We start from the raw sequence: 11,923 nt of genomic DNA, 5'->3' as shown, positions 1-11,923 counted from the left end.
GCCTGGCGCCCATGCGCAACGGCCCACCAAAAGGCGGGCCGTTGAGCAGACGCAGGCGCTTGGGGATCAGTCCTGGCGGCTGGTGACTTCCAGCAGGTGGTAGCCGAACTGGGTTTTCACCGGGCCTTGCACCACGTTTACCGGAGCGCTGAACACCACGGTGTCGAATTCCTTGACCATCTGGCCTGGGCCGAAGGAGCCCAGGTTGCCGCCGTCACGGCTGGAAGGGCAGGTGGAGTTCTTTTTCGCGACTTCGGCAAAGTCGGCGCCGGCTTCGATTTCGGCTTTGAGTTCGTTGCACTTGGCTTCGCTGGCAACCAGGATGTGACGGGCAGTGGCTTTGGCCATGGATGTTGCTCCTTTCAAGAAAGTTGAGAGCCTACCGGATTCAGGTGGCTATTTCTTCTCAAAGTTCCTTCAAGGCATTGCCGCCTGGCGCCTGCGGGGGATGAGTGGTGAGGGGCCTGTAGAAGCCGGCTTGCCGGCGAAGAGGTCCTTGGAAGAGACGCTGCTCTTGAGGACGCCTTCGCTGGCAAGCCAGCTCCTACGGGGGCGCTAATGCTCAGGCGGGGACGGCTGCGGCCTTGTGCGCGCGCTGCAGTTGCTGGGCGCCATTGCGCAGCAATTGTTCGGTGGCGTCCCAGCCCAGGCAGCCGTCGGTCACCGAAACGCCGTAGCGCAGGTTCGCGCTCAGGGGCTGGCAGCCTTCGAACAGGTGGCTTTCCAGCATCACCCCCATCAGTGAGGTATCGCCCTGCAAGCGCTGCTCCAGTACCTCGTTGAACACCGCCGGCTGGCGCAACGGGTCTTTGCCGCTGTTGGCGTGGCTGCAATCGACCATGATCCGCGCCGGGATCTTCAGTTTCTGCAGCTCCTGGCGCACCTGGGCCACGCTCTGGTGGTCGTAATTCGGCCCGCGATGGCCACCGCGCAGTACTAGGTGGGTGTCGGGGTTGCCCGGGGTCTGGATGATTGCCGGGTGGCCCTGGCTGTCGACGCCGAAGTGGCGGTGCGGATGAGCCGCCGAGCGCATGGCGTCACAGGCGATGGCGACGCCGCCGTCGGTACCGTTCTTGAAGCCCACGGGCATGTCCAGGCCACTGGCCATCTCGCGGTGGATCTGCGATTCGGTGGTGCGCGCACCAATGGCGACCCAGCTCAGCAGGTCTTCGAAGTAACCGGCGGCCATGGGCTGCAGCAGTTCGGTGGCAATCGGCAGGCCCAGGCGCAACATGTGGCGCATCAGTTCCCGGGACAGGGTCAGGCCGCCGGCCATGTCGTCGCTGCCGTCCAGGTCCGGGTCGTAGGCCAGGCCTTTCCAACCCACGGTGGTGCGGGGCTTTTCGACGTAGGCGCGCATCACCAGCAGCATCTGGTCGCTCACTTCTTCGGCCAGGTGGGCCAGGTTGGCGGCGTATTCCAGGGCCGATTGCGGGTCATGGATGGAGCAGGGACCGACCACTACCAGCAGGCGCTGGTCGCGGCCTTCGAGAATGGCGCGTACCGCCTGGCGGTGGGCGGCGACTTGCTGGCTCAGGGCCAGGGATAGCGGCAATTGCTGCTTGAGCTCCAGGGAGCTGGGCAGGCGCCGGGTCAGGGTTTCATTGGCGCTGACGTGGGCGGACAGGGGCAGAGCGGATACGGACGAGTTCATGTGCGGTCTTCCTGGGCGGGCGGCGGGTGGTTTCCCCGCACGCGGCCCTACTGGGGTGTTCGACAATTGGCCGTACTGGCCATAAGTGTGCAATTGCCACCGGTAGGTGACCGATCGGAGGCGGCAGGCTGTCCCGAACGGAGGCTGCTAAATCGCCAGGCGGAGAACATGTCGTAGCGGTAATAGGTGGCGTAGTTCATGGAGCAATCCTCAGTAAGTTCGGTGTGTCGCTGAAAGTCGTGGTTGAAAATGCAGTGCCGGAAAAAACAAAACCCCCGGTCGGGAGGCCGACCGGGGGTTGAGATTTCTCTGGTAGGCGACCCGTTGAAGTGGGCGCCGGTTGGGTATCAGGCGCGCCAGTGGCTAAACCAATACCCAAAATAAAAGCTGGCCGGAGCCCGAGTGCCGTTGACCCAGGCAGCCGCGACCGAGCGCAGTGCGCTGGCAGTGTGGCGATGCAGGGAAGGGGTCTTGGACAACATGGGTTTCTCCGTAAAGTGGGGGCGAGCTTACTAGAGGCCAGTGCCGGGATTCAATCAGTAATTTCTATCGGCGCAGCACGCGGCGGTTATGGATTAAGCCTGCAGGGGATTTATGCCACACTCGCTGCTCCCGCCTGTTCGCCCTCCAAGGAATGTTCATGTCCGTGCTGACCCTCGCTGCTGCCCAAACGGTGTCCATCGCAGGCGATCTACCGGTCAACCTGGCCCGGCATCAGCGGTTGATGCAACTGGCAGCGGCGCAGGGCGTGCAGTTGCTGGTGTTTCCCGAGCTGTCGCTGACCGGCTACGAACCGCAACTGGCAGCCGAACTGGCACTGATGCCGGATGCACCGCAGTTGCAGCCACTGCGGGATCTGGCCCGGGAGCTGGAACTGACGGCGGTGGTGGGGATGCCGATCCGCCTGTCTGTTGACGGGCCGGTGCTGATTGGCGCTCTGGTGCTGGGCGGCGACGGTTCGCTGGCGGTCTACACCAAGCAGCACCTGCATGCAGGAGAAGAGCGCGCTTTTGTCGCAGGCCAGGGCGGCACCCCTTTGCATATCGGTGGCGAAACCGTGGCTTTGGCGGTCTGTGCGGACTTCTGCCACGCCAGCCATGTGCAGGCGGCGGTCGATGCCGGCGCCGGGATCTATGTTGCCGGGGTCTTGATCAGCGAAGGTGGCTACGCCGCCGATAGCGCGCAGCTTCAGGGATACGCCCAGGAACACGGGATGCTGGTGCTGATGGCCAACCACGGCGGCCCCAGCGGCGGTTGGGCCTGCGCCGGACGCAGCGCAGCCTGGGATGGCCGGGGCCGGTTGCTGGGCGCCGTCGAGGGTGTGGGCGAGGCTTTGTTGATTGTCCGGGGTGGTACTGGGCAGTGGCTGGCGCAGGTGCTGGAGGTGAGCCATTGATGGGCGGCTTTTCATTACGCCCGGCGGTTGATTCGGACCTGGCGTTCGCCCGCGATCTGACCCGTTCCACCATGCTCGGCTATTACATTCGCAACGACTTGCTGTGGCAGGACGAAGCCTTCGATGTGGCCTGGGCCGGCCGCAGGAACCTGCTGATCTGCCAGGGTGCCCGGGTGCTGGGGTTTGTCAGCCTGAGCCGGGATGCGCAGGCGCTGTATGTCCGCGAATTGCATGTGCTGGAGGCTTTTCGGGGGCAGGGCGCCGGTGCCTGGACGCTGGAGCAGGTGCTGGAGCTGGCTCGCCAGGAGCGCCGAGGTCTGTTGCGCCTGACCGTGTTCAAGGGCAATCCCGCACAGCGGTTGTATGAGCGGATGGGGTTGCGGGTGGTGGGAGAGGATGATTGCTTCTGGCGCATGGAGCGCTTGTCTGATTCGCTTGCCGGAAGGCTTGGCGACGCCTGAGCACAACGCCGTTCCGCAGGCTTTACTGTGCGTTGGGATCTATCGCGGGCGCATCCTCGAGGATGATGCCGTCCTTCATTCCCAGTAGCACCGCGACCTTGTGCGCTTCCCCTCGTTTGCCTTTCTTGCGGCCTGCCAGCACCTGATAGGTAGTGGCCGGGTCAACCCCGTGTTCACGAGCAAATTGTTGAACCGATTTACCTTGATGTTCCAGCCAGGCCTTGGCTTGTGCGGCAGTGCGGATACCGGGCATAGTTCAAAACCGTTCAAATTTGTTCAATGCTTGAAGAGTATGACACCCCCTTGGGGTGTATCAGATGGGATCATACATCCAAATGAGTGGAATCGGTTCGCGGTTGAGGCAGGAGCGAGAACGCCTGGGACTGTCGCAGAAAGTTTTTGGTGAAATAGGCGGGGTTGAAGCCAACGCCCAGGGTAAATATGAAAGTGGTGATCGTGCACCCAAGGCGGATTATCTGTCCCGGGTGGCGGCAAAAGGGGTGGATGTGCTGTATGTGCTGACCGGCAGCCGGATCCCGATCCAGAGCGGCGGGCTGAGTCAGACCGAGGAAAAGGTCCTGGATTGCTATCGGGCGCTGTTCAAGGAGGATCAGGATGCTATCTGCCGCCTGACCAGTACCCTGGCCGAGCTTTCGGCGATCCAGGGCGAGAGGCGAAAGGCCCAGGTACGAGAGTGAGGGGCGCTGGCCTCTTTCGAGGCGCACGGCGGTTGGACCGTTATTGCGCCCGGATGTTTTTTATATAGCGCTTGTGATTAGGTTTGTACGCCGCTTTTTTGCTAAGGTGTCGGGCAACCTGTAAAGACCATATCGCGAGGTGTCTGCTTGATAAGGGTGCTAGTAGTCGATGACCATGATCTCGTTCGTACGGGCATTACACGAATGTTGGCTGACATCGATGGCCTGCAAGTAGTCGGGCAGGCGGAGTCAGGGGAAGAATCCCTGCTCAAGGCGCGGGAGCTGAAGCCCGATGTGGTCCTGATGGACGTCAAGATGCCAGGCATCGGCGGCCTCGAAGCCACGCGCAAACTGCTGCGCAGTCATCCGGACATCAAGGTCGTGGCGGTCACCGTTTGCGAGGAAGATCCCTTTCCTACCCGCTTGCTGCAAGCGGGCGCGGCGGGCTATCTGACCAAGGGCGCGGGTCTGAACGAAATGGTCCAGGCCATCCGCCTGGTATTTGCCGGCCAGCGCTATATCAGCCCGCAGATCGCTCAGCAATTGGTGTTCAAGTCATTCCAGCCTTCCAGTGATTCACCGTTCGACGCCCTGTCGGAACGGGAGATCCAGATTGCGCTGATGATTGTCGGCTGCCAGAAGGTGCAGATCATCTCCGACAAGCTGTGCCTGTCGCCGAAAACCGTGAACACCTACCGCTATCGCATTTTCGAGAAACTCTCGATCAGCAGCGATGTCGAGTTGACGCTATTGGCGGTTCGTCACGGCATGGTTGATGCCAGCCTCTGAAATGACCGACCAGTTTGATCCCAGTGCCTTTCTTTCTACCTGCAGTGGCCGCCCCGGTGTGTATCGCATGTTCGACAGCGATGCACGCCTGCTTTACGTCGGTAAAGCCAAGAACCTGAAGAGCCGGCTCTCCAGCTATTTCCGCAAGACCGGCCAGGCGCCCAAGACCGCCGCCCTGGTGGCGCGCATCGCGCAGATCGAAACCACCATCACCGCCAATGAAACCGAAGCGCTGCTGCTGGAGCAGACGCTGATCAAGGAGTGGCGGCCGCCGTACAACATTCTCCTGCGCGACGATAAGTCCTACCCCTACGTGTTTCTTTCGGACGGCGACTTTCCGCGTTTCAGCATTCATCGCGGGGCGAAGAAGCAGAAGGGCAAGTATTTCGGCCCTTATCCCAGCGCCGGCGCCATCCGCGAAAGCCTCAGCCTGTTGCAGAAGACCTTCATGGTCCGCCAGTGCGAGGACAGCTACTACAAGAACCGTACGCGGCCCTGCCTGCAGTACCAGATCAAACGCTGCAAGGCGCCCTGCGTCGGCCTGGTGGAGCCTGAAGTCTATGCCGAGGACGTGCGCCACTCGGTGATGTTCCTGGAAGGGCGCAGCAATGCCCTGACCGACGAGCTCTCCACCGCCATGGAAGCCGCCGCCAGCACCTTGGATTTCGAAAAGGCCGCCGAACTGCGGGACCAGATCTCCCTGCTGCGACGGGTCCAGGACCAGCAGAGCATGGAAGGTGGCACGGGCGATGTGGATGTGGTGGCGGCCTTCGTCAACCCGGGCGGCGCCTGTGTGCACCTGATCAGCGTGCGCGGCGGCCGGGTACTGGGCAGCAAGAACTTCTTTCCGCAGGTGGGTATCGAGGAGGACGTGGCCGAAGTCATGTCGGCGTTTCTCGGCCAGTATTTTGTCAGTAGCCCGGAACGCGACCTGCCTTCCGAGTTGATCGTCAACGTGGTCCATGAGGACTTCCCGACCCTGATCGCCGCCATCGACGAGCTGCGCGGGCGCGAGTTGACCATCAGCCACCGGGTACGCGGTACCCGCGCCCGCTGGCAGCAACTGGCGGTAACCAACGCCGAGCAGGCCCTGAGCGCGCGCCTGGCCAACCGCCAGCACGTGGCCGCACGTTTCGAAGCCCTGGCCGAGGTGCTGAACCTGGACGAGCCGCCGCAGCGCCTGGAGTGCTACGACATCAGCCATTCCAGCGGCGAGGCCACTGTAGCTTCCTGCGTGGTATTCGGGCCGGAAGGGCCGCTGAAGTCCGACTACCGGCGCTACAACATCGAAGGCGTAACCGCTGGCGACGACTACGCCGCCATGCACCAGGCCCTGACCCGGCGCTTCAGCAAGCTCAAGGACGGCGAGGGCAAGCTGCCGGACATCCTTCTGGTGGACGGCGGCAAGGGCCAGCTGTCCATGGCTCGGGATGTGCTCAATGAGCTGGCGGTGCCGGACCTGATCCTGCTCGGCGTGGCCAAGGGCGCGACCCGCAAGGCTGGTTTCGAAACCCTGTACCTGAACGACGCAGCCCATGAATTCACCCTCAAGGGTGACTCGCCGGCGCTGCACCTGATCCAGCAAATCCGCGATGAGGCTCACCGCTTCGCGATCACCGGTCACCGCGCACGGCGTGGCAAGACCCGGCGTACCTCGACCCTGGAAGGGGTGGCGGGCGTCGGGCCGAAGCGTCGGCGGGACCTTCTCAAACATTTTGGTGGATTGCAGGAACTGTCCCGTGCAAGCATCGACGAGATTGCCAAAGCACCGGGAATCAGTAAAAAGCTCGCAGAGTTGATTTATGCAAACCTGCACAGCGAGTAGAATGCCCAATCACCTCGTAGCCAGTTGTGCCGATGAATATCCCTAATCTGATCACCGTTCTACGCGTCCTGCTCATCCCGATTTTCATTTTGCTGTTCTATTTGCCCTATAGCTGGAGCTACATGGCCGCCAGTTCAGTGTTTGCCTTCGCGGCCGCCACCGACTGGCTGGACGGCTACCTGGCGCGGCGCCTGCAGCAGAGCACGCCGTTCGGTGCGTTCCTCGACCCGGTGGCCGACAAGCTGATGGTCGCGGTGGCCCTGGTGTTGCTGGTGCAGGAGCATCACAACCTGTGGCTGACCTTGCCCGCCGCGGTGATCATCGGTCGTGAAATCGTCATCTCGGCGCTGCGCGAGTGGATGGCCGAGCTCGGCGCCCGCGCGCAGGTGGCGGTATCGAACATGGGCAAGTGGAAAACGGCGGCGCAAATGCTGGCGCTGGTGATTTTGCTGGCCAATCCCTCGGACTTCAGTTTCTGGGTGCTGGTAGGTTACGCCTTGCTGTTGGCGGCAGCGGGCCTGACCCTGTGGTCCATGCTGCAGTATCTGCGAGCCGCCTGGCCGCACCTGAAAACTGACAACGAGAAAAAATAAGTTTTTTTGAATCAAAGGCTTGACGCGCATTCGGATTTCTATAAAATGCGCAACACCAAGACGTTGCGGGAATAGCTCAGTTGGTAGAGCACGACCTTGCCAAGGTCGGGGTCGCGAGTTCGAGTCTCGTTTCCCGCTCCAAACATAGCGTTGCAGAGTTCCACGAATTCTGTAGCGATCGAAAAAAGGACCTTCGGGTCCTTTTTTCGTTTCTGCGGGTTTCACTGAAATCCAGCACCATCCAGCGCTTTCAAATCCAGGAATTGAGTCCTTCTCAAAAGGCTTGAATCCGGGCAGCGCTGAATCGGTTCGTTGCTGGAGCGGTGATGAACATCCGGCCCCTGGCCTGTTCAGGCACTTACGATGGCGCTCTCGGATAACAGCCAGGCGCTGAATGTTTCAAGCGCCGGATAATGCTGATAGCGCGCTGCGCAGGTCAGATAGTAATTGCGACCGCTTTCCATAGGGCCAAACAGTTTTACCAGTGCCCCGGATTTGATTTCGTCTTGCACCAGAATATCGGGAACCAGCCCAATGCCGACGCCAGCGGATACCGCCTGTATAAGGTGAGCCGTGAGCTCAAAGCTTGGGCCTGTCCGCATTTTCTGGTGGTCCAGCTTGTTGAGGTCAAACCAATCAGACCAGCTATTGGGTCGTGAAACGACATTCAACAACAAATGATTGGTGACATCGTTGAGCGACATCTCAAGGCTGTCCGGCAGCGCTTTGGGGCTGGCGACAACCACCAGTTTTTCTTGTAGCAAAAGGTGCGATACATAGCCCGGCCAGTCGCCTTTTCCCGCGTAGATGATGGCCTGCATGTCGCTCACGCTGGATGGGTTGTCGGCGTGAATGATCCTCGAGTGGACGTGCACCAGGCTCCTGGGATGACGTGCATAAAATTCATGCATTTTGGGCAGCAGCCATTTTGAACCGAAGGTCGGCAGTACCGCGAGGTTCAATGGACCTTCTTCCTCCTTGAAGGCAATTGTCTGCAGGGTAGCGCTTCGAATTCGGCCCAGTGCGGCAGTGAGTTCATGCTGGTAAAGCGCGCCGGCAGCGGTGAGTTCGATTCTTCTTCCCTCACGTTTGAACAGCGAGACCTCAAGCTGTGATTCCAGAGCCTGCACTTGCCGGCTGACAGCGCTTTGAGTCAGGGCAAGTTCGTCTGCCGCTTTGGTAAAGCTGCAATGTCGGGCTGCTGCCTCGAAAGCGATCAGCAGGGACATCGAGGGGGTCAGTCTTCGTGGGTTCATTCATAAAGCTCATGGAAAAGCTGCAGGTTTTACGTTTGTGTGAATTGTCTTGTCCCCACAAAATCGGCGGAAAGGCCTTTGTCCTGAGCCAGGCCTCGGGCTAGGAAGCATACATAACGAGAATGCTCAGATTAGCCGTATCGCCGCTAGGAATTCCACCATGATTGCCAGGTTGCCTCCCCACGAAACTAAAAACGAACCCTGTGAGTTGTTCCTGGCTCGTCTTGAGAAAGAAGGATTCCAGGGTGAAATTGCGCGCGATCATGCTGTGAGGACAGTGCTGGCAACTGACAACTCGATCTATCAGCGTCTGCCTCAAGCCGCGGTGTTCCCCAGAAATGTGCAAGATGTCGAGCTCTTGGCCCGTCTTGCGGCGCTGGCGTCGTTCAGTTCGGTGGTACTCACGCCGCGTGGCGGCGGAACCGGAACCAATGGCCAATCGTTGACGAGCGGCGTTGTGGTGGATCTGTCGCGTCATATGCACGGCATCCTTGAGATCAACGTCGAGGAGCGCTGGGTGCGTGTGCAAAGCGGTGTGGTCAAGGACCAGCTCAATGCAGCGTTGAAACCGCACGGACTATTTTTTGCACCGGAGTTGTCGACGTCGAATCGGGCTACGATCGGCGGGATGATAAATACCGACGCAAGCGGTCAGGGAAGCTGTACCTACGGAAAAACCCGTGACCACGTCCTGGCGCTTTCTACCATTCTGATAGGCGGGGAGCGGCTCGATAGTGCGGTCCTGGAGCGAGATTGCTGGCAGGCGCAAGCGCATCGCGATGACAAGGTTGGGGCAATTTATCGATGTGCTTCGCAGATCGCCGATGATTATGCCGAACTCATCGAGCATACCTTTCCCAAGTTGAACCGTTGCTTGACGGGATATGACCTGGCGCATCTGCGTGAGCCGAATGACCGATTCAATCTGAACAGTGTCCTGTGTGGGTCCGAAGGCTCACTGGGTTTCATTGTTGAAGCCACGCTGAATGTGTTGCCCATTCCCAAGTACTCCATCCTTGTCAACGTACGTTACGCGGGCTTCATGGATGCATTGCGCGATGCCAAGGCGTTGATGCAGCTTGAGCCATTGTCCATCGAGACGGTCGACTCCAAGGTCCTCGGGCTGGCCATGAACGACATCGTCTGGCATGGAGTCGCCGAGTACTTTCCCCAAGACCCCGATGTGCCAACCCTGGGAATCAACCTGGTGGAGTTCAGCGGCGACGATGAGGAAGTGGTTCAGCTGCGTGTTCATGAGTTTGTCCGGCACCTTCAGCAGGACACCAGTGTGGTGCGGTTGGGGCACACCCTTGCCATCGGTGCAGAGGCATTGAAGCGGGTTTACGCGATGCGCAAGCGTGCGGTGGGGCTGCTGGGGAATGTCAAAGGTTCCGCCAGGCCCCAGCCGTTCGTTGAAGATACTGCGGTTCCTCCCGAGAACCTGGCTGATTTCATTGCGCAATTTCGGGCGCTTTTGGATAGCCATGGTTTGGAATATGGCATGTTCGGCCACGTTGACGCCGGGGTCCTGCATGTGCGGCCGATTCTGGATATGAAAGACCCCGCCCAGGCGGCCTTGATCCAGCCCATTTCCGATGCCGTCGCTGAGCTGACGCAAAAGCACGGTGGCTTGCTCTGGGGGGAACATGGCAAAGGGTTGAGGTCGCAATATGTGCCGGACTACTTCGGCGAACTCTATCCGGCGCTGCAGGAACTCAAGTCGGCTTTTGACCCGTACAACCAACTCAACCCGGGAAAAATCGCCACGCCACACACGCTACCTGACGCTCGGTTGACTCGAGTTGATGAGGTCACGTTGCGCGGCGAGCTGGATCGTACGATTGATGAGCGGGTGTGGTTGCATTACGACGCCGCGGTCCATTGCAACGGCAACGGCGCCTGCTACAACTTCGACCCCGATGACGCCATGTGCCCTTCCTGGAAGGGCACTCGAAATAGAATTCACTCGCCCAAGGGGCGCGCTTCTCTGATCCGGGAGTGGCTGCGCTTGCAGGGGCAACAAGGTGTCGATGTGTTGGTTTCACAAGGGGCTCGCCCTTTAGCGGCCACGGTGATCGGCTTCGCCAGGCGTGCAGCCAATACGGTTGCGCACAAGATGGGCCAGAAAGACTTTTCCCATGAGGTCTACGAGGCGATGGCAGGGTGCCTCGCCTGCAAGTCCTGTGCGGGTCAGTGCCCGGTGAAAGTCAACGTGCCCGACTTTCGCTCGCGATTCCTCGAGCTATACCACAGCCGATATCTGCGCCCGTTGAAGGATTACCTCATCGGTTCTCTGGAGTACACGATTCCCTACTTGGCCCGTGTGCCGCGCTTGTACAACGGGATCATCGGTTCTGGGGTGGTGGGTGGGTTTCTGCGGCGCGTTGGCGGTATGGTCGACAGCCCGCTGCTGAGCTTGCTGAATTTTGATGACGTCTGCCGCCGCTGGAAGGTGCGCGTGGCGTCGCCAGCGCTTCTTGAAGGGCTGGGCGAGGCGCAGCGTAAACGCAGCGTTATTCTCGTGCTGGACGCCTTCACCCGTTATTTCGAGACACCGCTGCTCGCGGACTGGATCGAGTTGATTTCCAGGCTCGGTTTTGAGGTGTACATCGCGCCGTTCGCGGCCAATGGCAAGCCGCTGCAGGTTCAGGGCTTTCTAAAGGCATTCGAACAAGCCGCGCATTGCAACGCCCGATCGCTTCGCGAACTGCATCAATATCAGATTCCGTTGGTGGGGCTTGATCCAGCGATGACCTTGGTTTACCGCCAGGAGTACGTCAAGACCCTGGGTGAGGATCAGGCCCCAGCGGTTCTGCTGCCTCAGGAATGGCTTGTGGAGGTGCTTGTGCAATCAGCGGTGAGCGCCGACGAAGGTACTTACTACTTCCTGCCGCACTGCACCGAGAAAACCAACGAGCCGGGCAGTGTGGGCCTATGGCAGACGATCTATGCGCGAGTCGGCTTGAGGTTGCAGGTGCAAGCCAGTGGGTGTTGTGGGATGTCTGGAACCTACGGGCACGAAACACGAAATGCCGAGACGTCCGAGGTTATTTACCGACAGTCCTGGGGGCCATTGGTGGCCCGTCTTAATGGGGCAGGGCGCCTGCTGGCGGATGGGTACTCGTGTCGAAGCCAGGTCAAGCGCAAGGACGGGCAGATTGTCCTGCACCCGCTCCAGGCGTTGCTGAAGTTCCTGCGCGACACCGCCGCCCCATCTTCAGGATGCTGATTGGCGCGAGCCTGAGGCGGCT

At 60.2% G+C, this 11,923-nt stretch carries 11 protein-coding genes and 1 tRNA gene; 8 read left to right on the top strand and 4 right to left on the bottom strand.

Translation table 11 applies throughout. The features are described 5' to 3' along the window. Nucleotides 1-66: 66 nt before the first annotated feature. Nucleotides 67-348, bottom strand: a complete 282-nt coding sequence (locus ABCR88_RS19860) for a peptidylprolyl isomerase (RefSeq protein WP_007924449.1) — start codon at nucleotides 346-348, stop codon at nucleotides 67-69. 214 nt (nucleotides 349-562) lie between these two features. Then, a complete protein-coding gene (locus ABCR88_RS19855; protein ID WP_350403201.1) occupies nucleotides 563-1,654 on the bottom strand; it encodes a 3-deoxy-7-phosphoheptulonate synthase in 1,092 nt (363 codons plus the stop codon). Between the two features lie 640 nt (nucleotides 1,655-2,294). Between ABCR88_RS19855 and ABCR88_RS19850 the strand changes: the two genes are divergently transcribed. Beyond that, on the top strand, nucleotides 2,295-3,050 hold the full coding sequence (locus tag ABCR88_RS19850; RefSeq protein WP_350403199.1) for a carbon-nitrogen hydrolase family protein: 756 nt from the start codon (nucleotides 2,295-2,297) through the stop codon (nucleotides 3,048-3,050). Beyond that, the gene (locus ABCR88_RS19845; RefSeq protein WP_350022870.1) at nucleotides 3,050-3,511 is read left to right on the top strand and encodes a GNAT family N-acetyltransferase; all 462 of its coding nucleotides are present in this window, start codon (nucleotides 3,050-3,052) and stop codon (nucleotides 3,509-3,511) included. The genes ABCR88_RS19850 and ABCR88_RS19845 overlap by 1 nt, the downstream gene beginning before the upstream one ends. 22 nt (nucleotides 3,512-3,533) lie before the next feature. Here the strand turns inward: ABCR88_RS19845 and ABCR88_RS19840 are convergent, their stop codons facing one another. Then, a complete protein-coding gene (locus ABCR88_RS19840; protein ID WP_011061843.1) occupies nucleotides 3,534-3,764 on the bottom strand; it encodes a DNA-binding protein in 231 nt (76 codons plus the stop codon). Nucleotides 3,765-3,846: 82 nt separating this feature from the next. Here ABCR88_RS19840 and ABCR88_RS19835 point away from each other — a divergent pair, with 82 nt between their 5' ends. The 5 genes from ABCR88_RS19835 to ABCR88_RS19815 all read left to right on the top strand — a co-directional run bounded on the left by ABCR88_RS19835 (nucleotide 3,847) and on the right by ABCR88_RS19815 (nucleotide 7,557). Beyond that, nucleotides 3,847-4,209 (top strand): helix-turn-helix transcriptional regulator, encoded by a 363-nt coding sequence (locus ABCR88_RS19835; protein WP_041120685.1) that lies wholly within the window; start codon nucleotides 3,847-3,849, stop codon nucleotides 4,207-4,209. Between the two features lie 147 nt (nucleotides 4,210-4,356). Beyond that, entirely contained in the window at nucleotides 4,357-4,998 is a 642-nt protein-coding gene (gene uvrY / locus ABCR88_RS19830) for a UvrY/SirA/GacA family response regulator transcription factor (RefSeq protein WP_011061841.1), read from the top strand. A gap of 1 nt (nucleotide 4,999) precedes the next feature. After that, entirely contained in the window at nucleotides 5,000-6,823 is a 1,824-nt protein-coding gene (gene uvrC, locus ABCR88_RS19825; RefSeq protein ID WP_350024139.1) for an excinuclease ABC subunit UvrC, read from the top strand. 32 nt (nucleotides 6,824-6,855) lie between these two features. Further along, complete coding sequence (pgsA, locus tag ABCR88_RS19820) at nucleotides 6,856-7,416, top strand: CDP-diacylglycerol--glycerol-3-phosphate 3-phosphatidyltransferase (protein ID WP_011061839.1); 561 nt, start codon at nucleotides 6,856-6,858, stop codon at nucleotides 7,414-7,416. Nucleotides 7,417-7,481: 65 nt separating this feature from the next. After that, nucleotides 7,482-7,557 (top strand) — tRNA-Gly (locus tag ABCR88_RS19815). A gap of 209 nt (nucleotides 7,558-7,766) precedes the next feature. Here ABCR88_RS19815 and ABCR88_RS19810 read toward each other — a convergent pair. Then, nucleotides 7,767-8,672, bottom strand: a complete 906-nt coding sequence (locus tag ABCR88_RS19810) for a LysR substrate-binding domain-containing protein (protein ID WP_015636008.1) — start codon at nucleotides 8,670-8,672, stop codon at nucleotides 7,767-7,769. A 160-nt stretch (nucleotides 8,673-8,832) separates the two neighbouring features. Here ABCR88_RS19810 and ABCR88_RS19805 point away from each other — a divergent pair, with 160 nt between their 5' ends. Further along, complete coding sequence (locus tag ABCR88_RS19805) at nucleotides 8,833-11,901, top strand: FAD-binding and (Fe-S)-binding domain-containing protein (protein WP_350022869.1); 3,069 nt, start codon at nucleotides 8,833-8,835, stop codon at nucleotides 11,899-11,901. The last annotated feature ends 22 nt before the right edge of the window (nucleotides 11,902-11,923 follow it).

Source organism: Pseudomonas sp. W17 (assembly GCF_040268305.1).
GTDB lineage: Bacteria > Pseudomonadota > Gammaproteobacteria > Pseudomonadales > Pseudomonadaceae > Aquipseudomonas > Aquipseudomonas protegens.
This window is presented reverse-complemented; position numbering and strand designations above follow the sequence as displayed.